This is a genomic window from Microcoleus sp. D2_18a_B4 (assembly GCF_036702475.1).
Taxonomy (GTDB): Bacteria; Cyanobacteriota; Cyanobacteriia; order Cyanobacteriales; family Microcoleaceae; genus Microcoleus.
Genome location: NZ_JAUBTL010000013.1, coordinates 53,018 through 76,571, shown reverse-complemented (window position 1 = coordinate 76,571; position 23,554 = coordinate 53,018). Strand labels below are relative to the sequence as shown.

Here is a 23,554-nt window from a genome sequence, read left to right as displayed (position 1 = left end):
ACCAAAAATACCCGGTAAAAACTATGGACGGACTGGCCTACCTACATTTAGCTGAAACTTGGGAAACGGCTGCGAGTCAAACTCGATCGACAAACTCAAAAATGCACCGGAATTTAGCCTCTGCTCCTTTACTTTTCTTTACGATCGCTCTCACAATTTTCAATTTAGTTAATCCCGCACTCGCCATCAAAAAAGGTGATTCAGGCCCGGAAGTAGCCCAACTTCAGAAAACTCTACAAAACGCAGGCTATTTTCGGGGTAAGGCTACAGGATTTTACGGTTCTCTCACCCAGGCTGCTGTGAAAAAGTTTCAAGCAGAGAACAACCTGAAAGTTGACGGAATTGTCGGCCCTAAAACCTTGTCAGCGCTCAAAGGTAAGCCGGAAGAGGCGAGTAGTGAAGCTGCGGAAAAAATAGCGCCAAATGTCGATCGACCTTCGCCATCTCCTACCGCCACAGAAAACACAAACGAAGTCGAAGATAAAACTAAAAGTCAGGCCCAAGAACCTCTCTTTCAAGAACCATCTTTGCCACCTTTTAAAACAGAAAATTCCGATGATCAAGAAAGTGGCTCACAACCCCAAAGGCTAGTAAATCCTCCCGACAACACTCAAGGAAAAATGACATTGAAAAAAACAATTTACGGCAACATATCGCCAAAATCAATCGTTTATTCGGGAGCGGGTTTGTTTTTTGCTCAAAACATGATGTACCGCCACACAATCACAGTTTACGACAGGAACTTTAATTTAGTCAAGACTATTCCCGATACAGTAAACTTGTCGAAGTTCGGCTTTTCTAAATTCAAAGGCAATTATAAAGGCTCTCCCGTAGAAGCGGCTTTTTCAACCGATGGCAAATATGCCTACGTCTCCAACTACAAAATGTACGGTTCGGGGTTTAGCAATCCGGGAACCGACAGGTGCTCTCCAGCGGCCAAACACGACCAAAGTTTTCTGTACCGCATCAATACCCAAACTTTGAAAATAGAAAAGGTAATTCCTGTCGGTGCAGTGCCGAAATTCAATGCTGTTTCGCCTGACAATCGCTTCGCCCTCGCTAGCAATTGGTGCAGTTGGGATTTGAGCGTAGTTGATATCAATAAAAATATCGAAATCGAGCGCGTGAAACTGGGTGCATATCCTCGCGGTATTGTTGTTACTCCCGACTCAAAAAATGCCTATGTTGCCATCATGGGTTCTTCCAATATTGCGAAAGTGAATCTCATAGACTTTTCGGTAGAATGGCTGAGAAATATTGGCAATGCGCCGCGTCATTTGACGATCGATCCCAACGGAAAGTATCTTTATGCCACTTTGAATGGTGAAGGAAATGTGGCAAAAATTGACCTAAAAACTGGTAAAGTGGTGGACAAAGTTTCGACAGGAAAAGCACCTCGCAGCATGACGATTTCCGATCAGGGAAAACTGCTTTATGTGGTCAACTATTTCTCGAATACTGTTAGCAAAGTTAGGACGAGCGATATGAAAGTGCTGCAAACAGTGAAGGTTAATTCAAGCCCGATCGGGATTACTTACGATCCGGAAACTAATCAGGTTTGGGTAGCTTGCTATTCGGGCAGTATTATGGTGTTTCAAGATTAATTTAGCAGCTTCGTAGTTAGAGCTTCAGTCCTGACTACAAACAAGAGCGATTAAATGTTATTGTGGGGCGTTGCTCAGAGCAACGCCCCTAAAATATTACTTGGACAACTTTACAGGCTTCACAACATACTCAGAAGACTTAGCAGGTACTTGCCCTTTTTTGGCCATAGCTTGGTAAATCATGGCTGCTACTTCAGCGCGAGTTGCTGTTCTATTAGGCTGCAAAAGTGCGCGCTTCGGGTGATTGACAACAATGCCAGCTTCTGTGGCTGCTGCTACCTTATCAACTGCCCATTTCGGCACTTTTTTCCTGTCTGTATAAATCTGCAAAGTTTTGCTTGTTTTCGCTGACCGTTTCAAGTTTAAACCGCTCGCCAATGCTGCGATGACTTCGACGCGGGGAATATTTTTGTCGGGACGGAACTCATTGTTTGGGTATCCTTTAAGATATCCAGTTGTGACGGTGTGGTCGATCGCAGGAGCGACAGGACTCTTGTCTTTTACGTCTTTAAAATCAATTGGTTTTCGGATCGGTTCTTTGTCGTCGGACATTCGCTGAATTAAGCGCGCTAGTTCGGCTCGCGTCATCGGTTCGTCGGGACGAAATTTGTTGTCGGTGGAATCAGCAAAAATTTTCCGATCGACTAAAGCTACAATGAACGGACGCGCCCAATATTTGTCTGGAACATCGGAGAATCTAACGGGCCCAACTTTGGGTTTATCAGCTTTCGGTTTGGTAATTGCTGGATTGGGAGTAGATCGCGCAATTGGCTTGGGAGGAACAACGATTACACCCACCGGAGGAGTTGCCGGTAAAATCCGCCCTAAAGGTGCAACAGGTGCGACATCCGGTTTTGACGGAACGGGGGTTGCAGCGGGCGATCGCAAATCCGAATTTGGCGATTCTGGCGTTAATATTCCCGGAGTCGCGGGCGTAACCGCAGGCTGAGAGAAAACGGCTGGAAATTGCCAATTTCTGGCATTCAATCGATCGGGATTTTTACCTGTTACCCAAAATAAAATTGCTCCCATCGTGCCGAAGGCAACCAAGATAGCAATCAATTCATCCAATCCTAGAGGGTTTCTTTCCCCTGACGGGGGTTGTGAAGAAGACATATTGTCACCTACATATCAATGTAGAAATTAAATCACATATTTTTTGGGTCTGGTGGAAACAGAGAAGGCTAAATCAATTATTCCAAAGTTCTCACTGTCAATACTTGCGGCGGCGTGGAATCGGGAGGATAAATAAAATCAACTTTTACCGATGTCAGTTGCTGATTTTTTCCATCTTCAACTCAGCGCCTTCTACTCCCGAAAGAGCGATTCCGACTCGGTTGACGAGAATTTCTGCCGCTACCAAAACTCGGCTGCCGCTGGTATCGATTTTGACGCGGCTGCCGCGATCGCCTCAAAGTGCTGCCACCGTAACCCGAACCGGTCGATCGATTGCCATTTGGACGTACTGAGGGTCTTACTGGCTGGTTGTATGTGGGCGATCGCAAGCGGCCTGTCGTCCTTAAAACTTGACGGTTTCTCACAACCGGAGGCGGAGTTCGATAGCGAGTTTGATACTGCTGAACAGCTTGGTTGTAAGTATTACCATACCCGCCATATCCTGTCATAATTCCCGGCTGATAGACTGGCGGCATATAATATTGCGGTCTAAATAACAAACTGCCGATCGCCTGACCAGCTATAGCCCCAGCAAACGGTGCCCAGAAGCCAGATTGCTGCCGCACTACTACGGTTTGTGGCTGACCTGTTTGAGGATTAGGAACTGTTTCGGTAACGTTGTGAACGTACTCAATTTTAAAATCTTCTGTCAAATGCAAAACCGCTTGATTGTTATCCACATTTAGATAACTTTTCTTGCCTGCCGATATTTCTTCATTTGTTAAGCGAGCCATTTGCAAATCCCTAGTGCGGTAAACTGGGGGACTGCCGGGGGGAGTATTCAGCAACATCAAACTGTATTCGCCATCAGCATCGTCGTAGGTAGCTTGCTGTACAGGATATTGACCTTGACTCAAGTTATTATTTGGTGCAGGACGCACTGTGTTAATATTCGGATTTCCCGCAGGATTTGTAGAAGTTTGTGTGCGAGGTGAACCGCAGCCGGTTGCCGTCCACAAAAAAGTTAAAGCCATTAAATAAATTGTCAGTTTTCGCAGCATCATAAATAGTAATTGGGAATTGGGAATTGGGAATTGGGCATCGGGCATCGGGCATCGCGCATTGGTAGCAAATAACCCTTCGACTCCGCTCTGGGCACCGCAAATAACTAATAACTAATAACTAATAACTAATTACTCCTTCCTTAAAGGGGAATAAGTTCTGGGAAATTGACCAACACTTGGTCGTTGGTAAGTTCGTCTCCCAACTGTGCGGGAGAAAAGTGAACTTGCACAGCTCGGAGCCTTTCTTGGTAATGTAAATTAATCAGTGCTTTTAAACCGACTTTCAGCGCGCTGATGTCCGCAAGGTCAGTTTCTAGGGCAGGAACTTCGCCTTCATAAGCAACTGTCAGCATCACCACCACATTTCTCGTTACCGGCAAAGACAAGGGGGAATTTTTATCGTAAACAGATGTACTGTATTGAGGCTCGCTGAGATAGCGATCGGCTGAATCAATGAAAAGTTCATCCACATAATCGCCGGCTTCGCCTTCATTCCAAAAAACATCGCCTTCATTGGCGGCTGATTGCCAGTAGTTGTCGTACTGCAACAGGTGATTGCAAATTTCTACCAGACCTTCTCCTAAAACTACTATGTCGCCATCGGCATCAATTGCTTGTCTGGCGGTGCGGTTGAGAACTCCTAACAGCGGTGCAACATCTTCGCCTGTTAGGTGAACGAACACGCGGCAAACTGCCAATCTAGTTTTACCTGTAAATTGATTGAATCGATCGCGCCAAGCATTCATAATAACCTAGAGTTGTAATCTGTAGGGCTATATTTCCAACCATAGCAGGGGATTTGAACTCTTGCCGTCTACCCTCAGATTGATCTGAAGAGTATTTTTAGCGATCGCCTCGGCCGCCTACTGTCTCGCTTTGACTCATCTAATTTTATAGCAGTTTTCAATCGGATCAAATACAGTTCAAATACAGTAGGAAAACCGCACAGCCTTGTCCTGACTGGGAGCAGCGACTTTTAATAATTGGTATGAGATTGATGATGGTAGCAAGAGTTTTTTTTATTGATATTAATTCAGCGCTCGTTTGCTTAGCCGGAATATGATATTGTGTGCGATCGATTCATCTGTCTATTGTTTGCAGTGCTTCGCGATCGCAGTGATATCAATTCCGGTAACACTCATACAGGATGGGGAGTGGGGAGTGGGGGAATGTGGAATTGCGCGACCTTGACTTTATCATTGCCCTGCAACCGGAAACGATATGACAGGAAATTGTTGGGGTAGATAATTTCAAATCAAAAAACCTCCAATCTTGGAAGATTGGAGGTGCGCTAAGCGAATACTTTGGTTTGAGATAACTATTTGAGGCTCGCGCTTTGGACTTGTTCGATCGCAATTTCAGAACTTAACTCAGCAACTGGCGAAACAGGCAAATCCAGCTCGCCGCCTGGAGCTTCTGGGTGTTCGCGAACGACCAAAATCGCATCTGCTGACTCAGCTACAGCACCCGCCGCCGCCAAATCGAGCAAGGCAGGAACTTCCATGTGTCCAGAAACACCTGCATCTGCGATCGGAGCGATCGGCTCTTCAAAAACTTCAAAATTATCGGTCATCGCAGCGCAAGCAGCAGAAGCGCGCTTGCCGGCACGGTAGCTCATGTAGGCCGCACCGCCACCCAAAACTCCAGCCAAACCTAGGAAACCGAGAGCTGCTGTTTTGTAGGATTTCCACGGATTAATGCGCTCCGAGCCGCCGGAACCTAGGAGGGTTGTCGCAGAACCAGATTTAGACGCGCTAGATTTGCTGTAGGAACAGGGGAAAGCAGATGCGGCGTCACCTATGGCGATGCTGCTTGCGATCGCGACGACGGAAGCAATGCCAGCTAACACTTGAAACTTCTTCATAAAAAAAATTCGGTAAGTGGGAAACGAGCAAGTGGGAAACAGATCGGCGGTTTTAACCGCCTTGAATCTTTCCATTACACGGGGAGTGCTTAAGTCGGTGTAATGAATGTGATGTACTTTCACGCTTGACAATTACCATGTCAAATGTGGCAATCCCGCGAGCGCAGAATGTTTGCTCCTTGCGGAGCCTCCCTTTCGGGGTAATGTTAGCTTCGACAATGTTAACTGCCGGTAACTATATCTAGGACACTGACTTAACCCAATAAATCTGTTTAATCCTAAATTTCGCTTGGCAAGGAACTAGCGAGAGCATCCCTTGGTAGGTCTTTAAACTCTTACCGTTAACGTAGTGCAAGGCACTTAGTCTGGTCAACTGTGGTTTAAGTCTTAGGCTAGAAGCCTAGTGTGTGTCTTTAGACCTGGGTCGTTGACGGTGCTTGGGAGATTGTAAAGGACCATTAAAAAATTAATGGTAACAGCTCTTTACAAATCTATCAACTCTGCGCGCCGCCCATATCGCGGATCGATCGCAAAAGTCAGCTATAGCCTCACGCTATTCAAATTTAAAATTGCCCGCTTAAAAAACTGGAATGGTTACTATGTAAGCGTTTGGGGTAACAGATCGGTAGAAGTTCAAGTTTTGTGAACCCATACTTGGATCGCGCCCACATTAGAAAATCTGAGGTGAGACAGTAGAAATTTTAATTACAGAGCGGCAAACACTTGGTGACAAACTACTTTTAAGGCTACTTTTGTAAAGGCTTAGTTATTGGAAAAACTCTTATTTTTATGACAGACAACGCGAATCAAGGCATTGAGCGCTCCGCGCGCCGATTGTTGGTGACGGGCGGGGCTGGATTTATCGGCTCGAATTTTGTGCATCACTGGTGCAGCAGCTATCCGGGCGATCGAGTAGTCGTACTCGACGCTTTAACCTACGCCGGAAACAGACAAACCCTGGCAACTTTGGAAGGAGGCGAAAATTTTCGGTTTGTGCAGGGGGATATTTGCGATCGTACCTTAGTCGATACCTTGCTCAAAGAAGAAAACATCACCACAGTCGCGCACTTTGCCGCAGAATCCCACGTTGACAGGTCAATTATCGGGCCCGCAGCCTTTGTTCAAACAAACGTTGTCGGAACCTTCACACTGTTAGAAGCCTTCCGCAAGCATTTTGAAGCAATTGATGAGGCATCTCTCAAAGCACAAATGCGCTTCCTCCACGTTTCTACCGACGAAGTTTACGGCAGTCTCGGCCCCGATGACCCAGCCTTCACAGAAACAACTGCCTACTCGCCCAACAGTCCCTACTCAGCCTCCAAAGCTGGCAGCGACCACCTCGCCCGCGCCTATTTCCACACCTACGGCGTCCCGACAATTATCACCAACTGTTCAAACAATTACGGCCCCTATCACTTCCCAGAAAAGCTCATTCCATTAATGTGCATCAATATGTTATTGGGCAAACCGCTGCCAGTATACGGCGACGGTCAAAACGTGCGAGATTGGCTCTACGTTCTCGACCACTGCCGCGCTTTAGATGCCGTTATTCACCGCGGTCAGCCTGGGGAAACCTACAATGTTGGCGGCAACAACGAGGTAAAAAATCTCGATTTAGTAAAAATGCTGTGTCAGCTAATGGACGAATTAGCTTCTGATTTACCCGCCCGTCCTTGCGAACAATTGATCGCATTTGTCAAAGACAGAGCCGGGCACGATCGGCGTTATGCTATTGATGCCACCAAAATTCAAACAGAGTTAGGTTGGACTCCCTCAGTAACAGTTGAAGAAGGTTTGCGACAGACTGTAGAATGGTACTTAGCCCATCGGGAGTGGTGGGAACCCCTGCTTTCGGAGGAATATCAAACTTACTACCGGAAAGTCTACTCTAACTAATCTACTCCTGGACGCACGGGCTACCACAAACCCGAACCAGTAAAAAACTGGTTTTCCAGCTCAAGAGTGCGTCCAGAAAGGTTTCTGTCTTGCCTTCAATCTTGACATTTAAACTCCAGGCACAAAAACCCGGTTAGAGAAAGGAAAATTTTTAGTTGCGTGCGATCGATCCGAGTTAAAAAACCTGTTTTCTTTGGTCTTTGCTCCTAACTTCAGATTTAATTAGGTGCAGGTGACTAGGGAGCATCTCATATTTGTAAAAACACTTCTTCTGGCTCCTTCCTTCTTCCTTCTGACTCTTTTCTCCTAGCTCCTGACTCCTGACTCCTAACTCCAATTTCTAGCGGAGGGCTGCTTTCATTGAGATGCTCCCGGTGACTATCACACACATTCGCCCTTGTCAATCTTTGTGAAGATTTAGTTAAAAATCACCCCAAACGCATAAATTTAAGTGTTTGTAGCTGATAATTTTAATAGAGTTACAAGATTAAGCATTTTAGAAGCTTTTAGGAAAAACAAAAAGCAGCAATGACTGAAATAAACTGGCTCAAGCACGTCCAAGAACCTAAATACTGGCTGTTAGGCATCGGCTCCGGTTTGATGGCCCTACACTTAACTCTAACTTCCAGAACAAACGACACAGACCTGTTCGGTACAATGTTACTGTTTTGGGGAGTCGTAGCATTTCTCATTTGGGAAAGGCACGAATCCTTAACTTTTGAAAGTGGAGTTTTCGCCAGCTTCTTTGGGACATCGTTAATTGCTTTAATATTGCTCAAAAGTTCCTCGATATCGGGATACGACTTTTTTATCAGAGCAACGCCTTTTTTGTCCGGAATCAGTCTCGCCTTGCTTGCTTCCGGCACAAAAGGACTGAAACAATATTGGCAGGAACTTCTAATTCTTGGCTATACAGCTATTCCTCCAGGATTGATCGGAGTATTGGTTGATGTCCCCCAATTAACCGCTAAATTTTCAGCTTTCATCCTGCACTATGTAGGATTTGACGTGGTGCGGAAAGGGGTTTATCTCATCCTGGAAAAGGGCAGTGTGGAAGTGAATCACGGCTGTTCCGGGGTGAATGCGATGCTACAAGTGTTAGGACTAGCTCTGGTTTTCTTACTGATGTTTCCTACCACTACGGGTCAGAAAATTGTCTTGCCATTCGTGGCAATAATTACTGCATTTGTAGTGAATGCCGCCCGCGTTGGTCTCCTGGCAGTGCTGGTATCGCTATCTCAACCCGAAGCATTTAAATACTGGCACGAAGGAAATGGTTCGGTAATATTTTCGATGATTGCTGTATTTATTTTCGGGTTATTCTGCTGGTTTGCAATTTTGAAAGACCAACCCCAAAATAAGGAAGGACAGAATTGCTAATGGCTATTACCTCTTGGAAACCACTTAGGCTTTCCCTGTTGGCTGTTACTTTGGGAGGGGTTTTGTTGGTTGCCGGAAAATTGGTTTTCTATCCATCGGACGGCAAGCATGTGGCCACCCCGTTTGAGTTTCCCGAGTCGGTGCCTTTAGCCGATTGGAAACTAAACAAGAGCGCGCCGATCGAACTTAGCGACAATTCAGAATTCAAAGCTGCCAGGAAATATGAATATCAAAAAAATAGCATGGCTCTAGAAATAGAGATGCGCTATGCGGTAGACACCATTGGGGCAGTGGAAGGTATGATGAGGGGACATACAGTTCTCAAGTCGTCTCCTGGTAAACTAGCATTAGTAAACACTCAAGGCGCGGGGTTTCACGGAATTTTGCAACAGCAAAATCGACTGTATTTGAGTTCGTGTATCAATCCTAATGGCAGTGCTACAGTAACTTCCCAACAGTTTAGATATAATCGAAATACTCGCGATTGGCAGCCAAACCGTATTCTGTTTTGGTTGTTGGGTAGGGGAAATATTCAAGACCGGCGCTGTTTGTGGACTCAGATGTCTGTGCCTTTGGATCAAACAACTCCAGAAGATGCCCAAAAAATTCTAGAGAATGCTTGGGTTTCTTGGTATGAGTGGTGGCAGCCGCGATTCCCCGATCCTTGACTCGATTCAGTCGATTTTAGCTTTTAGCTTTTAGCTTTTAGATTTACTCCACAGGTGAATCGGGAAGCTGGAACAAGAGTCTAAAATTTTAGACTCTCCACGACTGTTGTCGGGGGCTTGTATCCGTTCTTGAGCGGGGTCAAGAGACATTTTTCTTAACAACAACTCTGATTATTTTATGAATGACTTACAAGGCGAACAAGGTTTTTCTATCTACAGACTGCGTTGGATTGGCTACGGTCTATTAATTCTGTCTGTATTAGATACGATCGCAACTCTTATACCAGCAAATTTTGGCAATCGCCTCTGGGAATTGCAAACGATTGGGGCTGTAGTGGAACGGGTTCCCGTTCCTTTACTGGCAATGGCGCTGATATTTTTTGGCGAAGGGTACGATCGCAAAGGTTTGGAAGAAGTTTTTTTGAAGGTTTTGTCTTGGGTTTGTCTGCTGCTAGGTCTGGTTTTTCTGTTGATGCTGCCTTTGGGAATTTTTGGCACTATCTACGTCAACAACCAAAACAACCAGCAAATTACTACTCAAGCAAACCAACAATTAGCTCAGTTGCAGCAGGTGGAAGAACGGCTGAATAAGGGTAGTCCTGAAGATTTAAGGAATTTGGCGGGGGAACTTACTCGTTTGGGGGTACAAGCGGATACGCAAAACCCACAGCAATTGAAAGAGCAAATTCTTTCGAGAATTACTCCGGCTAAGGAACGGTTACAGACGCAAAGTGCTGCGGTTCAGCAAAGTCAGCGCTTGGGGTTATTTAAAAATGCTGTTAAGTGGCTGCTGGGCGCGCTGATTTCTAGTGTTTTGTTTTTTACACTGTGGCGCGGTACTGACTGGGCTCGCTAATAGTTTTGAGTTTTGAATTGCGATTTTTGAGCTACTAAGGTGCGCTAGGCGCACCCGGAAAGTCTTGTTGAGGACTAAGGTGCGCCCTGTACACGCCGCCCGCGTCTTGGTGGTTAAGAAGACCCTCAAACCCTGGAAATTTCGTTGGGGGCAGCGCTGGCTCTTCTTCTTTTGAAAAGATATCGGTAATAAATCTTGTTTATTGCCGATAGCAAACACCGAGAATGAGGCAAATCCGTCGTTAGCGCAGCCCTCGAAGACGATCGCACCAAGACGCGGGCTGGATTGTGCAATCCACAATTTAAAATCTAAAATCCACAATCTAAAATCCACAATCCACAATCCACAATCTAAAATCTAAAATCTAAAATCTAAAATCGATTGATGGTATTTTCTAGTTTGTCGGCAATGCCTTCAACCCAGTTTTCATCTTGTTTTGTATAGCTGCGGGGCGCGTTAGCACCTAAGATTAAAACGCCTTGGGTGCCGATGGGTTGACAGATGACTCCTTGAGTATTTTCTGGCAAATAGTCAAATTCAATTTTGCCGGGATAAATATTGAGATTTACTAAATAAACTGGTTTATTTTTGTCGAGCACTCGCTGCAAAATCGGCCCTGGTTTGACTTCGGGATTGATGCCTAAAATACCGCGCCGCAATAGAACTTTTCCCTGATACACAATTACGATCGACCTTGTGGCGGTATTTGTCAACAGCAAACGCGACGCCCAGGCTAATTCTATTTTCACAGCCTCCGGCAAATCCGGCGCAAATTCAAAACCTTCCTCGCCGATAAGTTTTACGGAATCGGGCGATCGCGCTTGCACCTGCTGCCACAGCAAACCTGTTAAAATCAGCAAAGCGCTGATAATTACTCCCAAAGCGTCCGATCGAGCTTGAGAATCTGTAATTTGCTCTGTCAGCAAGCGGTTTACCATTAGCAGCGTACCTGCTAACCCTCCTGCAACTAAGGGCAATTGCCGCAAAACTTTATTGGGATCAGATTTAGTCATTAGTCATTAGTCATTAGTCATTAGTCATTAGTCAGCAGTCAACAGTCATCAGTCATCGGTCAACAGTCATTTAGTCATTTAGTCATTAGTCATTAGTCATTAGTCATTGGTAATTGGTAGTTGGTAATTTAACTAATGCCAACTGCCAACTGCCAACTGCCAACTGCCAACTGACTTTATCCTACTTCTCCAATTTCGACAATTCGCTGGAAGAGATAGCCGGTGCCGCGGGCGGTGAGAATTAATTCGGGATTGCTGGGGTCGTCTTCCAACTTTGCCCTCAGCCGCGAGATGTGAACGTCCACTACGCGGGTGTCTACGTGGCGTTCGGGCGTGTATCCCCAGACTTCCTGCAAAATTTCCGATCGCGAAAAAGGCTCTCCCGAACGGCTGACAAGCAGTTCTAACAGGCTGAATTCCATGCCCGTGAGGCGAATTCGTTCGTCGCCTTTGTAAACTTGGCGTTTGTTGGTGTCAATCCTGATATTGGTGACGTGGATGACTCCAGAGCTGGGAATTCCCGATGCTCCGTTTTTGTCAACCCTCCGCAGTACCGAACGGATGCGGGCTTCAAGTTCTTTGGGAGAGAAAGGTTTGACGACGTAATCGTCGGCGCCCAATTCTAAACCGGTGATGCGATCGGCTACGTCTCCCAAAGCAGTTAGCATGATGATAGGCACGTCTGACTCTTTACGCAACTCCTGACAGACGCCGTAACCGTCTAGCTTCGGCATCATCACGTCCAAAACCACTAAGTCGGGTTCGGTGTTGCGAAATGTTTCGAGAGCTTCTTCGCCGTCAGCAGCGGTGACGACATCGTAGCCAATCATGGAAAGGCGAGTCTCCAGAATGCGACGGATACTGGCTTCGTCATCGACTACCAGAATTTTTTCTTTATGGTTTTCCAAGTTACCGAGCACTCCTTAAGTTACATTTCAGATAATGTTAATTTTTTGTACCCTATCATAGAAGACACAAATTGAATCATGGGCGGCGATCGGTCTGAAAGCTTGATAATTGCTTTAACTCAGACTTTTCCAAATTTTAAGGGTGACTATTTATCATAAAACAATGCCTAAGCCTCGAATACAATATATTTGTCGGGAATGCGGCTATGATTCACCACAATATTTTGGCAGATGTCCTAGCTGTCAGAAGTGGGATTCTTTTGACGAGCAGTTAGAACAACCTACTGCTGCTGTGTCGCGAGTGGGTTTAACTGGGGTGACAACTAAGACAGTGGGCGGTTCGCCCCCTGATAAGTCGAAGGGTCAACCAAGGGTATCTTTCAGATTATCGCAGATTTCCGACCAAACTCAGTCTCGCTGGCCTTCTGGTTACGGGGAGCTCGATCGAGTTTTGGGAGGCGGGATTGTTCCGGGATCGCTGGTGTTGATTGGGGGGGAACCGGGAATCGGGAAATCGACGCTGCTGTTGCAGGTGGCGAATATGTTGGCCCGCAAGGATCGGATACTGTATGTCAGTGCGGAGGAGTCCGGCCAGCAGGTGAAGTTGCGATCGCAGCGTTTGGGCGTCGCTAATCCGGTTGAATTGTCAAGCAACGGCGGGCATAAATCTGGCAGTAACGGGGAAGCTAAAAAGGATTCCGAGGACAATTCAGCGGAGAATTTCTACTTGCTTCCAGAGACGGATTTAGAAGTTGTTTTGCGGGAGTTGGAAGCGCTGAAACCGAATGTGGCGGTGATTGACAGCATCCAAACTATTTATTTTGCTAGTTTAACATCTGCTCCGGGTTCGGTGGCTCAGGTGCGGGAATGTACTTCTGCTTTGATGCAGGTTGCGAAAAGGGAAAATATTACTTTATTTATTGTCGGTCACGTTACGAAAGATGGAGCTTTGGCCGGGCCGAGGGTTTTGGAACATTTGGTAGATACTGTACTGTATTTTGAGGGCGATCGCTTTGCTTCTCATCGACTTTTGCGCTCGATGAAAAACCGTTTTGGCGCGACTCACGAAATCGGTGTTTTTGAAATGGTAGCCAACGGTTTGCGAGAAGTAGATAATCCGTCGGAGTTGTTTTTAGGGAATAGAGATGAATTTTCTCCGGGTACTTCGACTACAGTTACTTGCGAAGGAACTCGACCGATTTTAGTGGAAATTCAGGCGTTAGTCAGCCCTGCAAGTTTTGGTTCGCCTCGCCGCACTACTACTGGTGTGGACAATGCTAGATTGCAGCAAATTTTAGCTGTTTTGGAGAAAAGGGTGGGGATTCCTTTATCTAAACTAGATGTGATTTTGGCGACGGTGGGCGGGTTGAAGGTGGATGAACCAGCGGCGGATTTGGCAGTTGCGATCGCCGTTGTGGCCAGTTTTCGCGATCGGGTGGTTGATGCGCGCACTGTTTTGCTTGGGGAAGTTGGTTTAGGGGGACAGGTGCGGCCGGTTTCGCAATTAGAGTTGCGGCTGAGGGAGGCGGCGAAATTGGGTTTTAAAAGGGCGATTATTCCTAAGAATCAACCGGTGCCAGAGTTAGGAATGGAGATTATTCCGGTGGCGAAGGTAATTGATGCCATTATTGCGGCGATTCCGGCTACTCCGGCTCAGTTGCAGTCTGGTGATATGGAATTACAGTCTGTTGATTTGGAGGAAGATTTGTCTAATTGAGATTATGTTAAAGTAGCAATAACTGGGTAAACACAAATCTAAAATTCACATGATGAAAGCATACGAATTTCCAGCAAAAGTTACATCGGAAGGAAAAATTAACTTGACCGATGACATTTTAAAATACTTGGCAGTCAACCAAGATGTAAGAGTGATAATTCTGGTGAATGAACAAACAAACTCAGAAGCAGATGAAGTAGAGGAAAAAACAGATTGGCAGCGTCTTGCCGCCGAACAATTCTTTGCTGATTGCAGCGAAGAAGATGCAATTTACGCTGAGGATTGAGCAATGACTAATTATCAGTTTGGAGAATTAGTTATAGTCGCATTCTTGTTTGCGGGTACAGCCGAAACTAAACACCGTCCTGGTTTGGTACTGTTGGACACAGGAGATGAAGATATGATTGTTGCCAAGATAACCAGTCAAATCCCTCGTACAACCTTTGATGTCGAAATTCAGGAATGGCAACAAGCAGGATTAAAGCGACCTTCAGCGGTTCGCTTACATAAACTAAACACATTACAAAAAAGTTTAGTTGAAAGGAGACTGGGAATATTAACCCCTGATGATTTGGTGCAAGTGCGAGATAGAGTCAAACAAATCTGGTCTTTCATTGGATGAAAATACAGGATCGCAAGCTTCATTAGTCACGGCAAATCTCAAATCTCAAATTTCCAACTGTATGCGGAGGCCCGAATTATGTATCAAGTAGACATTATTGAGGCAAAAGAAAAGCTTCTGGAATTAATCGCAGCGGCGATGAGAGGGGAAGAAGTGGCGATTACTCAAGATAACCAGCCTGTTGTAAAATTGGTAGGAATTCCCAAACAAGCTAAACCCAATCGGCAAGCAGGAAGTGCCAAAGCAATGGTTTGGATGTCCGATGATTTTGACGAACCGCTAGAAGAGTTTAAGGAGTACATGGAATGAGGCTGTTGTTGGACACTCATGCCTTTATTTTGATGCTTATGCGCGGCTGTGGTGAATTAAGTTAGTGCAAAAATAAAGAGGCAAAAAGGAGGTAATAGCAACGTGAGCGTTAGATTACATCCCCATGCTCAAGCACGATTGATTGAGCGAGGTGTAACTGAGGCAGAAGTAATTGCTACTGTTGAAAGTGGCACAACTTTTCCGGCTCAATTTGGCAGAACCGGATTTAGGCGCAACTTTTCCTTCAATGCTGAGTGGCAGGGAAAAGTTTATGCTATGAAGAAAGTGGAGGCGATCGCAGCCCCAGAAAGCGAAGACTGGATAATTATCACTGTAATTGTCAAATTCTTTTGAGCAGGAGGTTCCCGTGAAACTGACTTACGATCCAAGATACAACGTAGCTTATATATACCTGAAAGAAAAAACCGCACAGGTAAACACTATCCAGGTTAGCGATCAAATGAATGTGGACATTGCCCCCGACGGTACTATTTATGGAATTGAATTACTCAATGCCAATCAACAATTAGGGGCAGATAGTCAAGGAAAACTGATTGTAGTCAACGAAGCTTTGGGAGATTACTCTGAGATTAAACTCGCACTATAACTGCCTTAATAAAATTAGGTTAATAGAGATTAAAACCTACCAGGAAACCCTACGAATTTTTAGCAAAAGTCACAGATGAAGGGAAAATAGAATTTATTTCCCGATCGCATCTTAAAACACTTGGCAGCTAACCAAGAAGTCAGAGTTATTGTTCTGGTAAAAGGATCAACTGACACAGAAGAAGATGAAGAAGAGGAAAACGCTGCTTGGCAGATCCTTGCTGCTGAGCAATTATTGGCTGGCTACAGCGAGGAAGATGCTATCTACGACAATATTTGAAATATGCCAAATTATCAATCAGGAGAAGTTCTCTTACTGGCACTACCTTTTGCCGATGTAACAACATCAAAACTCCGTACTGTGCTGGTACTTTTGGATGCAGGAGATGAAGATATTGTTGTTGCACGAGTGACAAGTCAAACAAATAGGACTGTTTTTGATGTTGAGATTGTAGAATGGGAGCAGGCAGGTTTCTTGCGTTCGTCAGTGGTTCGGCTGCATAAGGTGAACACAATAGAAAAGCGTTTTATCAATCGTTGATTGGGAATTTTAACCGCTAGCGACTGGACGCAAGTTAGAGAAAGAATACAACAAATATGGTATTCTATTTTAGCAGGTTTAAAAAAATATTTACTTGCCAAATTTTTGAGGTGCGTTTTCACTAAAAAATGAAGAAATCAAAAAGACACAAAAATCAGTGGTCAAATGAACTAAACGACATCATTAGAGGTGCATCTGGCGGCTTTTTATTCGGGATTCCGCTTCTTTATACGATGGAGGTTTGGTGGATCGGTTCGCATACTGAACCAGCGGAAATGTCGATCGCGATCGCAACTACTTTTATCGTCGTTTTCTTGCTGACTCGCACAGAAGGTTTTCGCAAAACTAAGGACATCCGCTGGCTAGATGCTGCAATCGATACCGTAGAAGCGATCGCCATCGGCATTGTCTGCGCGGCTTTTGTCCTATTTTTGCTCAGGGAAATTACGCCGGAAACTCCGCTGCAAGAAACTTTGGGGAAAATCATATTTGAAGGCCTGCCGTTTGCCTTGGGAGTTGCCCTGGCAAGCGGTTTCTTGAGTGGCGATCGCTATCAAAGCTCAGACAGCGAAAAGGAACCTAGCATCAATCCAACTGTAGCAGATATCGGCGCTACTTTAATCGGCGCGATGATCATTGCTTTCAACATCGCCCCAACTGACGAAATTCCCATGCTAGCTGCAGGTATTTCGCCGCCTTGGCAATTAGCAATTATCGCCGCTTCGCTGCTAATTTCCTACGGAATTGTATTTGTAGCAGGCTTTACTTATCAAGCAAAACGGCAGCAACAGCAAGGAATTTTTCAGCGTCCCCTCAGCGAAACTGTCATGGCCTATTTAGTGTCGCTGGCGGCTTCTGCATTTATGATGTTTTTCTTCCACAAACTCAGTTTTGACGACCCGTGGTCGATTTGGTTGAACTATACGTTAGTATTAGGATTGCCGGCGGCTGTTGGCGGCGCGGCGGGGAGGTTGGCGGTATGAGTGAAAGTAATAACGAACAGCAAGAAAAAAGAACTCCTGCTGAATGGGTGACATTTGCGATCGCCTGCTTGATCCTTTTTACCCTCACCGGACTCGTAATCTACAACTGGGTGACTAAAAAGCAGGAACCTCCGATTATTTCTGTCACTCGGAACACACCAATTCGCGAAAATCAAGGGCAATTTTACGTACCGTTTACAGTGACAAACACGGGCGGCGAAACGGCTGAATCAGTGCAAATTATTGCCGAATTGCGCGTAAATGGCGAAGTTGTAGAATCCGGCGATCAACAAATAGATTTTTTGTCAACCGGCGAAACTCAAGAAGGAGCTTTTATTTTCAGTCGTAACCCCAGTCAAGGTGAGTTGATTGTGCGATCGAGCAGCTACAAACTGCCTTAACACAGATAAAACTCGGCGGTTAAAATCTTTTTACCTCGGTGAACTCTTTCTCTTCCTTCGCGCCCTTCGCGTCTTCGCGGTTCGTTCAATCTCAAAACCCCCTTGCGCGTTGGCATTTATTGCTATATTCCGCGCAGGCGCGATTTCAATCGCTTTGGAATTGCGATCGAGCTAACGCTTCACCAGATCGTGTTCCCACTTCCAAACACAGCTAGAAATCAAATTCGTGCAGATATGAGCCGTAATTGGCACTAACAAATTCCCAGTAGCTAAAACGCTGTAACCCAACAGCAATCCCACAGCCGTTGCCCAAACAGCATAAGGCCACTGATCCAGGGCTCCCAAGTGCAGAATGCCGAAACAAAAACTCGATAAAACTAAACTGGTAACATTCAATCCCAAAGCAGACAGCATCACGCCTCGAAATAGCAATTCTTCGCTAAGTCCCGGCAGCAGTCCCAGCCAAATCAAATCCGGCCAAAACAAAGGTTTGAGCACTACTTCCAAGTAAACATCAGCACTCCGGCGATAACCCGGCCAGAGGTGATAAACGATCGCACTACCGCCTGTAATTGCCAGTCCGAGCGCACATCCTTGGAGCAAGTCGATTCCTATCAATTTGACTGGCAAAAGCGATACCGATCCAAATAGCAACCACAATTTAGCTACCGCCAGCAACATAATTGCTGTCACGCCCATTGCTACTAAAACTTGGGTGCGCGTCAAGGGTTCAATTTCAGGATTTCCGGGAAGTTTTTCTGCCACTTAATCACTTTTAGATTTGAGGTTTGAGATTTGAGATTTGTTGGGTTTATACCAATTTTTTATGAGGCCCCGTAGAATCCGATCCCCCCTAGCCAAGGGCGGGCACGGGGAGTAGGGGTCGCACCGCCCCTACTAAGGGGGGGACAAGAGCCGGATCAAAGTCAACCCCTACTCCCCAACAATCAGGGGGATTTAGGGGGATCGAGATATGTGCAACTTCACATTAAATTGGTATTAGTCAGATAAACAACGCAGGGAGGAGATGTCTGCACCCAAGGAAGCTGGACTGATGCCGGCTCGCAAAGCGACCAAAACTCCGATCGCCTCTAAATATGAGTTTACCTGCAAAGCTTTGATTCCGAGTTTTTCTGGAGTCGCCTGCATCTGGGTTTTGTTGTCGCCGACAGCGATGATTTGTACGGACGATCGCGCACTCAAACTCAGAATAGCACTGCCGCCGCAGGCTGTGGCGGGTATCACCACTGCATCGACTCGATCGGCCCACAAACCCTGAGACTCGAAATCTCGCCTGTTTGCATAGAATTTCTCTCTTGTGGGGAGTAGGGGTTGGGCATCTTGCCCGCCCAATACCTGTGACAGGCAAGATGCCTGTCCCACAGTAGGAGTGACAAATTGTGACAGGTCAGAGGCCTGTCCCACAGTAGGAGTGACAAATTGTGACAGGCAAGATGCCTGTCCCACAGTAGGAGTGACAAATTGGGGAGCTTTGCCCAGGCCGGCAAGCACGCAAGGTAGGAAAGTATAGCCGATTTCCTCAGCAGCCGATCGCGGGGACAGGTGCGGATCGAGGGGAAGCGCAGACAGCGCCGGGGCGTGGGCGCAAGGGATTTTAAACGTTTTGACGACGAGGTGGCTGATCACAGCTTCCGCGCCGGCGAGGGGGTCAACTCCTTTGCCGCGGCGGTAGTTTTCGAGGGCGAGGCTGCCTTCATCGTCGGGAAATCTGGCCACAACTGCGATCGCCTCTACTCTTGCTTGTGTGATTAATTTTTCTGCAGCGCGCAATAAACTGTCGGGATTGCCGATCGTCCCCCAGGATGCCCCTGATTCAGAAATACGCAATTCTACTTGCAGAGGGCGATCGGTTAAAACACAATCAGTTATATTCAAACCCAATGTAGCTCTCGCTGCATCAGCCGCTTGCAAGTGCCGCAACTGCAAGTCTGGTTCAATGCCGGCATCGAGGATTAAGCCGATGCGATTTTGATGTACCGGTTGCAGACCCCAGCATCCGGCAGCAAATTTGTCAAGGGCGTAACCTTCAACGTAGAGAGCGTTAGGTATCGGCCAATAAAGTTGAGCGCCGTTGAGGACGTTGGGGTGAGTGATCAAGGTGTCTGAAATTTGGGCGATCGCCCTAGCCACGGGGAGCGCATCTCCTGCAAACCCACCAATCGAGGCTCCAACGCCTGTGGGGACTATCAAAACCACTGTTAAAGGGCGGGGGTTCACGGTGTTGCGGGGGATGCTTCCACGAGCACGTAGCCTTCTACCACAGCCTTTTGCCGATCGACATCCACGTCTGTGACTGCCCACCGCAGGGGTTCGCCGTGCTTTTGCAGTTCAATTTCAATCGCCGAGTGCAATTCTTCGGCGGTATCGTGGAGGTCAACTTCTGCGGAAATGAAATGGGTAGTCATCGGGCGATCCATAGTGATTTTACTGTGATCGGTACTTAGCTCAATTTTAGCTTAGCCCTAGGATTTACCGAATTGGCGATCGTACACAATGTCTTCTTTTTCGGTTTCTATCTTCAAGTTCGATCGGGGATAAGCAACACACAGCAACACATAACCTTCTGCTTGAAGTTCGGGACTAACGCCCATGCCATCAACTTGATCGACTTGACCCTCAATAATTTTAGCAGCGCAAGTAGTACAAACCCCCGCATTGCAAGAACTCGGCAACTCAATGCCGGCGGCGTTGGCGGCGCGGAGAATTTGTTTATCTTCGGGTACTTCTACGGTATAGGTAGAGCCTTGGTGGATCAATTCAACAGTGTAAGTCTTAGACATATTTCAATTATTGGTTTTAATTCCCCAATTGGAATTTACGCTAGATTTGGAAACAAAGCAATCAGTATTTTACCGCTGTTTGTGCTTTTGTGCAATTTTACAACTGCATTTTTTATTGATAATTTTTTTTATTAAATGGCTGGGCGAGCGAGTGGCATTTTGTCAATGACTTTTTCACAAATTATAACGATCGTCACGGGCGAACTCTGCCAGAAAGCACTTATACCTAACTAATTTTTGCCTTCAAGCCAACAACTCGTCAACAGCAACACTAAAACCCGCCAGCACTAACTGAGTGCTGACGGTAGAACCCTGGTTAAAGGTTAACTTTTGAGTTTTAGTCACGATCAATATCCAGCGACTTTCTGGAAAAACTATCCAAACTTCCAGACAACCCGAATCTAAATACTCTTGTGCTTTAAGAAAAATCTCTTCCGCACTATCAGTAGGAGAAACTATTTCAGCAATTAACGGCGGACTTTGAGGCAAAGTAGGAACATCGCCAAATTGAGCAACAAGTTCAGGAGTCAGATAAGCTACATCAGGACGGCGCACTCGCCTGTCAGTACGACAAGGAACTTCGACATAAACTTCGCCTCCTTGTCCGCTAGAATCTTTGTAATTTCCCCAATAACGATCTAGTCTAGATTGGATGAGACTGTGTTTTACTGTCATGCCATTTTTCTCCGCGATTTGCCCGTCCACCCATTCCATATCGTCGGGGGGATTAGCCATAAAGTCTTCTAGAGAAATATTTTCTGATAAAACGGCAGCCATTGCCATAGCCATTTACTCTCTTTTGCAGAATTCACTCATATTGTAGCAATCAATTGGTAATTGGGAATTGGTAATTGGTAATTGGTAATTGGGAATTGGGAATTGGAACTGAGATATTGCACCATTTTCAGCAACAGGCAAGATGCCTGTTCCACAAGAAAATCAATATCTTTGTGGAAGAACAGGCATCTTGCCTGTTCATAAAAGGCTTATTGAGAATGGTGAAATATCTCAGTTGGAGTAAAAAAATAACCTATGCCCTATGCCCCAGCCCTATGCCCCATGCCCCATGCCCAATTTACTCAATATTAATTTGATTGGGAGGTTTAGGTTGATTCGGTTGCTCATCCTTCAAAGTTTTACGCCCAGAACTAGCATACTCCTTGTACATTTCCACAAACATCTTGGTTAACTGTTGCAAAGAAAGTTGTTCGCCATTAACTTGAGCTTTCATGTAAGCTTTAAGCACTTCAATGTAAGCCAAACCGAGGGCAAGGGTGAGAGTTGCTGCCGTTGCACCGGAGATAGCACCGCCGACAACAGTACCCGCACCAGGAATCATTTTAATCAAATTAGTAACAATACTTCTGCCGACAGCAGTAACCCCGCCAGCGCCGCTAATAGCAGACAGCATCGCCGAAATAAACCCCTTATCAAAGGGCATTCCAAAAATCACAGTAATATTAGCAATCATTGCCGTTTGCATCGTCATCAAAATCGGCGCGTCAGCAAACGGTACAGGAGTCGCGCCGACAATTGCAGAACCTGCAACATAAGCACTTAGATACTTAAATGCCATATCGGATTTGAGGGCAATATTAGCAATTTGTTCTTTAACAAAAGCTTTTTTAGCTACTTCCGGCAGCAGTTGAACAGTTGCATCTACCAACTTGTCTAAACCGTGAGACTTTACTGTATAATCCTCATCAATTTCTTCCGGTTCAGCCATGACGGGGATAATTTGACTGACGGGCAAATTCATGTGTTCCAGTTGATTGAAAAACTCGCTGGGCTTTTTAGATGTAGTTTGAGTCAAAACTAAAATCACTGGTACATCTTTGACTTCCATTTCTTTTAGCCAGCTTTCCTCGACAGATTCTATTCTATTGGCGTTGTGATTGATGCAGTACCAGATAACGTGAATGTGTTCTTTTGGGTGCAGGAGTCTTTGGTCTTCAATCAGTTTAGCAACGTTTAATTGAATAACTTTAATTTGTTCGGCGTTGAGTTCGAGTCCGGGAGTATCGTAGACTGTAATTGGGCAATTCGGTTTTGTATATTGGCGAATGCCTTGAGTTATGGGGCGGCCGACTCCGGTTTCTGCTAAGCGTTGGCGAAAAACGGAATTTATCAGGGTACTTTTGCCGACACCGGTTTTGCCGATAACTAAAACATTGCACTGTCCCACTTGGTTTTCTGCGTCTTTGAAGGCGTAGTAACTTCTATTTAAAAGCTCGTCTAAGGAAAAGTCGTCTGACATGGCGGTTGGCTCCGATAAGGGTGGGATATCGAATCTGGATTAAATACCACCGAATAGAATTCGGAGGCTCTATAAACCAAGTCCGAGCCGAGGGGGACAGGGGAGTAAGCTGTTCGACATTTAAAGGACGATTGTAGGGTGCGGAGCGTACATAAGCGTTTCCCTTGTAAGCGTAAGTGTTCTAGCTGACGCACCTTACCCGGTTCGTTAGTCGTTTAAATGCGTAACAGCTTATTAAATATATTGTAGCAATTTGATTTCAGAAGCACTGGAAAGGATATCTGATTTAATTATTCAATATTTTCAGGATTTTCAGGCTGCTCGCTGTCAGGCGGTAAAAAATCAGGATTAAGAACTTCTTCTTCAGTAAATGGAGACTCTGGGGGAAATATCTGAATAGATAAACCTGTTTCATCTGCGGCTAATTCCCTAGCATCTTGATAAGATTCATTAAAAATCTCTTCAAAAAAACGATATAAACTCGGACTTGTTTTGAAGGTATCTCGGATGCGTTGACGATGTTCACGAATGGTGTACACCCAACTATTTGTTCGTTTTTCTGGCTGATATTTATACTTAAGTAAGTGCATTAAAAGTACCCTTAAATTACTTTTTAAAGCATTCTTATCGCTTTTCCCCATACTTTCCAGTTCCTCTAGTAAGTTCTCTAAATCTATTTCAGAAAACTTTCCCTCTTTTAATAAGTTGATTGTTGTCTGTAACCAAAGATAAAAATCCCGTTCATAAAGAGATGTTATTGCAGTTGTTATTGATTGGATAGTTGTCATTTTGTTTGACTCCATTTCTTGGTCATCAACCTAAGAATATTGTAGTAGTTGCGTAGCCCTTCGACGGAGTTTATCCTGAGCGTAGTCGAAGGGTTCAGGAACCGCGACAGCGAACCCTCCGCTAAATGCTCCGCCCAACAAATCCCAGAAATTGTTGGGT

General features: G+C 45.6%; 30 protein-coding genes. 15 read left to right on the top strand and 15 right to left on the bottom strand.

What is annotated here, in order from left to right; all coding sequences use genetic code 11:
• Positions 1–23 precede the first annotated feature (23 nt).
• A complete protein-coding gene (locus QUB04_RS10470) occupies positions 24–1,604 on the top strand; it encodes a peptidoglycan-binding protein (protein WP_333283923.1) in 1,581 nt (526 codons plus the stop codon).
• 96 nt (positions 1,605–1,700) lie between these two features.
• Here QUB04_RS10470 and QUB04_RS10465 read toward each other — a convergent pair whose 3' ends face one another.
• The 5 genes from QUB04_RS10465 to QUB04_RS10445 all read right to left on the bottom strand — a co-directional run bounded on the left by QUB04_RS10465 (position 1,701) and on the right by QUB04_RS10445 (position 5,648).
• On the bottom strand, positions 1,701–2,720 hold the full coding sequence (locus QUB04_RS10465) for an S-layer homology domain-containing protein (RefSeq protein WP_333283921.1): 1,020 nt from the start codon (positions 2,718–2,720) through the stop codon (positions 1,701–1,703).
• A 77-nt stretch (positions 2,721–2,797) separates the two neighbouring features.
• On the bottom strand, positions 2,798–2,878 hold the full coding sequence (locus tag QUB04_RS10460) for a DUF3370 family protein (RefSeq protein ID WP_333284001.1): 81 nt from the start codon (positions 2,876–2,878) through the stop codon (positions 2,798–2,800).
• A 24-nt stretch (positions 2,879–2,902) separates the two neighbouring features.
• Entirely contained in the window at positions 2,903–3,784 is an 882-nt protein-coding gene (locus QUB04_RS10455) for a hypothetical protein (RefSeq protein ID WP_333283999.1), read from the bottom strand.
• Positions 3,785–3,924: 140 nt separating this feature from the next.
• Positions 3,925–4,530 carry a DUF1517 domain-containing protein gene (locus QUB04_RS10450; RefSeq protein WP_333145013.1) on the bottom strand — a complete coding sequence of 202 codons (606 nt, stop codon included), beginning with the start codon at positions 4,528–4,530 and terminating at the stop codon, positions 3,925–3,927.
• Between the two features lie 572 nt (positions 4,531–5,102).
• The gene (locus tag QUB04_RS10445) at positions 5,103–5,648 is read right to left on the bottom strand and encodes a hypothetical protein (protein WP_333283919.1); all 546 of its coding nucleotides are present in this window, start codon (positions 5,646–5,648) and stop codon (positions 5,103–5,105) included.
• Positions 5,649–6,437: 789 nt separating this feature from the next.
• Between QUB04_RS10445 and rfbB the strand changes: the two genes are divergently transcribed.
• Entirely contained in the window at positions 6,438–7,544 is a 1,107-nt protein-coding gene (gene rfbB / locus QUB04_RS10440; RefSeq protein ID WP_333145016.1) for a dTDP-glucose 4,6-dehydratase, read from the top strand.
• Positions 7,545–7,792: 248 nt separating this feature from the next.
• Here rfbB and QUB04_RS10435 read toward each other — a convergent pair whose 3' ends face one another.
• Complete coding sequence (locus QUB04_RS10435) at positions 7,793–7,933, bottom strand: hypothetical protein (RefSeq protein WP_333283917.1); 141 nt, start codon at positions 7,931–7,933, stop codon at positions 7,793–7,795.
• Between the two features lie 139 nt (positions 7,934–8,072).
• On the opposite strand from QUB04_RS10435, the gene crtA reads away from it, so the two are divergent.
• The 3 genes from crtA to hpsJ-A all read left to right on the top strand — a co-directional run bounded on the left by crtA (position 8,073) and on the right by hpsJ-A (position 10,448).
• Positions 8,073–8,924 (top strand): cyanoexosortase A, encoded by an 852-nt coding sequence (crtA, locus tag QUB04_RS10430; RefSeq protein WP_333283915.1) that lies wholly within the window; start codon positions 8,073–8,075, stop codon positions 8,922–8,924.
• Positions 8,924–9,592 (top strand): cyanoexosortase A system-associated protein, encoded by a 669-nt coding sequence (locus QUB04_RS10425; RefSeq protein WP_333283913.1) that lies wholly within the window; start codon positions 8,924–8,926, stop codon positions 9,590–9,592. Before crtA ends, QUB04_RS10425 begins: the two co-directional genes overlap by 1 nt.
• Positions 9,593–9,770: 178 nt before the next feature.
• On the top strand, positions 9,771–10,448 hold the full coding sequence (gene hpsJ-A / locus QUB04_RS10420; RefSeq protein WP_333283912.1) for an HpsJ-like protein, cyanoexosortase A-associated: 678 nt from the start codon (positions 9,771–9,773) through the stop codon (positions 10,446–10,448).
• Between the two features lie 371 nt (positions 10,449–10,819).
• Here the strand turns inward: hpsJ-A and QUB04_RS10415 are convergent, their stop codons facing one another.
• Together QUB04_RS10415 and rpaB are read right to left on the bottom strand one after the other, a co-directional pair.
• Complete coding sequence (locus QUB04_RS10415) at positions 10,820–11,461, bottom strand: cofactor assembly of complex C subunit B (protein WP_333154030.1); 642 nt, start codon at positions 11,459–11,461, stop codon at positions 10,820–10,822.
• Between the two features lie 176 nt (positions 11,462–11,637).
• Positions 11,638–12,369, bottom strand: a complete 732-nt coding sequence (rpaB, locus tag QUB04_RS10410) for a response regulator transcription factor RpaB (protein WP_071587789.1) — start codon at positions 12,367–12,369, stop codon at positions 11,638–11,640.
• A 163-nt stretch (positions 12,370–12,532) separates the two neighbouring features.
• On the opposite strand from rpaB, the gene radA reads away from it, so the two are divergent.
• From radA to QUB04_RS10360, 10 genes are all read left to right on the top strand, one after another.
• Complete coding sequence (gene radA / locus QUB04_RS10405) at positions 12,533–14,086, top strand: DNA repair protein RadA (RefSeq protein ID WP_333283910.1); 1,554 nt, start codon at positions 12,533–12,535, stop codon at positions 14,084–14,086.
• A 49-nt stretch (positions 14,087–14,135) separates the two neighbouring features.
• Positions 14,136–14,372 (top strand): hypothetical protein, encoded by a 237-nt coding sequence (locus QUB04_RS10400; protein WP_333145024.1) that lies wholly within the window; start codon positions 14,136–14,138, stop codon positions 14,370–14,372.
• 3 nt (positions 14,373–14,375) lie between these two features.
• Complete coding sequence (locus QUB04_RS10395; protein ID WP_333283908.1) at positions 14,376–14,708, top strand: type II toxin-antitoxin system PemK/MazF family toxin; 333 nt, start codon at positions 14,376–14,378, stop codon at positions 14,706–14,708.
• Positions 14,709–14,786: 78 nt separating this feature from the next.
• Positions 14,787–15,017 (top strand): type II toxin-antitoxin system prevent-host-death family antitoxin, encoded by a 231-nt coding sequence (locus QUB04_RS10390; protein ID WP_333283906.1) that lies wholly within the window; start codon positions 14,787–14,789, stop codon positions 15,015–15,017.
• Between the two features lie 102 nt (positions 15,018–15,119).
• A complete protein-coding gene (locus QUB04_RS10385) occupies positions 15,120–15,371 on the top strand; it encodes a DUF4258 domain-containing protein (protein WP_333283904.1) in 252 nt (83 codons plus the stop codon).
• A gap of 13 nt (positions 15,372–15,384) precedes the next feature.
• Positions 15,385–15,624, top strand: a complete 240-nt coding sequence (locus QUB04_RS10380; protein WP_333145028.1) for a DUF2283 domain-containing protein — start codon at positions 15,385–15,387, stop codon at positions 15,622–15,624.
• Positions 15,625–15,744: 120 nt separating this feature from the next.
• Positions 15,745–15,903, top strand: a complete 159-nt coding sequence (locus tag QUB04_RS10375) for a hypothetical protein (protein WP_333283902.1) — start codon at positions 15,745–15,747, stop codon at positions 15,901–15,903.
• Positions 15,904–15,906: 3 nt separating this feature from the next.
• The gene (locus QUB04_RS10370; protein WP_333283900.1) at positions 15,907–16,164 is read left to right on the top strand and encodes a type II toxin-antitoxin system PemK/MazF family toxin; all 258 of its coding nucleotides are present in this window, start codon (positions 15,907–15,909) and stop codon (positions 16,162–16,164) included.
• A gap of 128 nt (positions 16,165–16,292) precedes the next feature.
• Positions 16,293–17,147 carry a TIGR02587 family membrane protein gene (locus tag QUB04_RS10365; protein WP_333145030.1) on the top strand — a complete coding sequence of 285 codons (855 nt, stop codon included), beginning with the start codon at positions 16,293–16,295 and terminating at the stop codon, positions 17,145–17,147.
• Positions 17,144–17,548 (top strand): TIGR02588 family protein, encoded by a 405-nt coding sequence (locus QUB04_RS10360; protein WP_333283898.1) that lies wholly within the window; start codon positions 17,144–17,146, stop codon positions 17,546–17,548. The genes QUB04_RS10365 and QUB04_RS10360 overlap by 4 nt, the downstream gene beginning before the upstream one ends.
• Before the next feature lie 171 nt (positions 17,549–17,719).
• Here QUB04_RS10360 and QUB04_RS10355 read toward each other — a convergent pair whose 3' ends face one another.
• The 7 genes from QUB04_RS10355 to QUB04_RS10325 form a co-directional block, all read right to left on the bottom strand.
• The gene (locus tag QUB04_RS10355; RefSeq protein ID WP_333283896.1) at positions 17,720–18,313 is read right to left on the bottom strand and encodes a CPBP family intramembrane glutamic endopeptidase; all 594 of its coding nucleotides are present in this window, start codon (positions 18,311–18,313) and stop codon (positions 17,720–17,722) included.
• 234 nt (positions 18,314–18,547) lie between these two features.
• Positions 18,548–19,786, bottom strand: coding sequence for a DUF3326 domain-containing protein (locus QUB04_RS10350; RefSeq protein ID WP_333283894.1), 1,239 nt, complete (start codon positions 19,784–19,786; stop codon positions 18,548–18,550).
• On the bottom strand, positions 19,783–19,974 hold the full coding sequence (locus QUB04_RS10345) for a hypothetical protein (RefSeq protein WP_333102814.1): 192 nt from the start codon (positions 19,972–19,974) through the stop codon (positions 19,783–19,785). Before QUB04_RS10345 ends, QUB04_RS10350 begins: the two co-directional genes overlap by 4 nt.
• A 57-nt stretch (positions 19,975–20,031) precedes the next feature.
• Complete coding sequence (locus QUB04_RS10340; RefSeq protein WP_333054544.1) at positions 20,032–20,349, bottom strand: 2Fe-2S iron-sulfur cluster-binding protein; 318 nt, start codon at positions 20,347–20,349, stop codon at positions 20,032–20,034.
• 243 nt (positions 20,350–20,592) lie between these two features.
• Positions 20,593–21,138, bottom strand: coding sequence for a Uma2 family endonuclease (locus tag QUB04_RS10335; protein ID WP_333145038.1), 546 nt, complete (start codon positions 21,136–21,138; stop codon positions 20,593–20,595).
• Positions 21,139–21,424: 286 nt separating this feature from the next.
• Entirely contained in the window at positions 21,425–22,606 is a 1,182-nt protein-coding gene (locus tag QUB04_RS10330) for a GTPase (protein WP_333283892.1), read from the bottom strand.
• A gap of 290 nt (positions 22,607–22,896) precedes the next feature.
• Entirely contained in the window at positions 22,897–23,394 is a 498-nt protein-coding gene (locus tag QUB04_RS10325; RefSeq protein WP_333054540.1) for a DUF29 domain-containing protein, read from the bottom strand.
• Positions 23,395–23,554: the final 160 nt, after the last annotated feature.

Coding starts and splice junctions, on each gene's coding strand:
- QUB04_RS10325 (WP_333054540.1), bottom strand. CDS start 23,394: ATGACAACTATCCAATCAATAACAACTGCAATAACATCTCTTTATGAA.
- QUB04_RS10345 (WP_333102814.1), bottom strand. CDS start 19,974: ATGACTACCCATTTCATTTCCGCAGAAGTTGACCTCCACGATACCGCC.
- QUB04_RS10330 (WP_333283892.1), bottom strand. CDS start 22,606: ATGTCAGACGACTTTTCCTTAGACGAGCTTTTAAATAGAAGTTACTAC.
- QUB04_RS10370 (WP_333283900.1), top strand. CDS start 15,907: ATGCCAAATTATCAATCAGGAGAAGTTCTCTTACTGGCACTACCTTTT.
- crtA (WP_333283915.1), top strand. CDS start 8,073: ATGACTGAAATAAACTGGCTCAAGCACGTCCAAGAACCTAAATACTGG.
- QUB04_RS10450 (WP_333145013.1), bottom strand. CDS start 4,530: ATGAATGCTTGGCGCGATCGATTCAATCAATTTACAGGTAAAACTAGA.
- QUB04_RS10365 (WP_333145030.1), top strand. CDS start 16,293: ATGAAGAAATCAAAAAGACACAAAAATCAGTGGTCAAATGAACTAAAC.
- radA (WP_333283910.1), top strand. CDS start 12,533: ATGCCTAAGCCTCGAATACAATATATTTGTCGGGAATGCGGCTATGAT.
- QUB04_RS10390 (WP_333283906.1), top strand. CDS start 14,787: ATGTATCAAGTAGACATTATTGAGGCAAAAGAAAAGCTTCTGGAATTA.
- rfbB (WP_333145016.1), top strand. CDS start 6,438: ATGACAGACAACGCGAATCAAGGCATTGAGCGCTCCGCGCGCCGATTG.
- QUB04_RS10395 (WP_333283908.1), top strand. CDS start 14,376: ATGACTAATTATCAGTTTGGAGAATTAGTTATAGTCGCATTCTTGTTT.
- QUB04_RS10470 (WP_333283923.1), top strand. CDS start 24: ATGGACGGACTGGCCTACCTACATTTAGCTGAAACTTGGGAAACGGCT.
- QUB04_RS10425 (WP_333283913.1), top strand. CDS start 8,924: ATGGCTATTACCTCTTGGAAACCACTTAGGCTTTCCCTGTTGGCTGTT.
- QUB04_RS10340 (WP_333054544.1), bottom strand. CDS start 20,349: ATGTCTAAGACTTACACTGTTGAATTGATCCACCAAGGCTCTACCTAT.
- QUB04_RS10465 (WP_333283921.1), bottom strand. CDS start 2,720: ATGTCTTCTTCACAACCCCCGTCAGGGGAAAGAAACCCTCTAGGATTG.
- QUB04_RS10335 (WP_333145038.1), bottom strand. CDS start 21,138: ATGGCTATGGCAATGGCTGCCGTTTTATCAGAAAATATTTCTCTAGAA.
- QUB04_RS10400 (WP_333145024.1), top strand. CDS start 14,136: ATGATGAAAGCATACGAATTTCCAGCAAAAGTTACATCGGAAGGAAAA.
- QUB04_RS10415 (WP_333154030.1), bottom strand. CDS start 11,461: ATGACTAAATCTGATCCCAATAAAGTTTTGCGGCAATTGCCCTTAGTT.
- QUB04_RS10445 (WP_333283919.1), bottom strand. CDS start 5,648: ATGAAGAAGTTTCAAGTGTTAGCTGGCATTGCTTCCGTCGTCGCGATC.
- QUB04_RS10360 (WP_333283898.1), top strand. CDS start 17,144: ATGAGTGAAAGTAATAACGAACAGCAAGAAAAAAGAACTCCTGCTGAA.
- QUB04_RS10455 (WP_333283999.1), bottom strand. CDS start 3,784: ATGATGCTGCGAAAACTGACAATTTATTTAATGGCTTTAACTTTTTTG.
- hpsJ-A (WP_333283912.1), top strand. CDS start 9,771: ATGAATGACTTACAAGGCGAACAAGGTTTTTCTATCTACAGACTGCGT.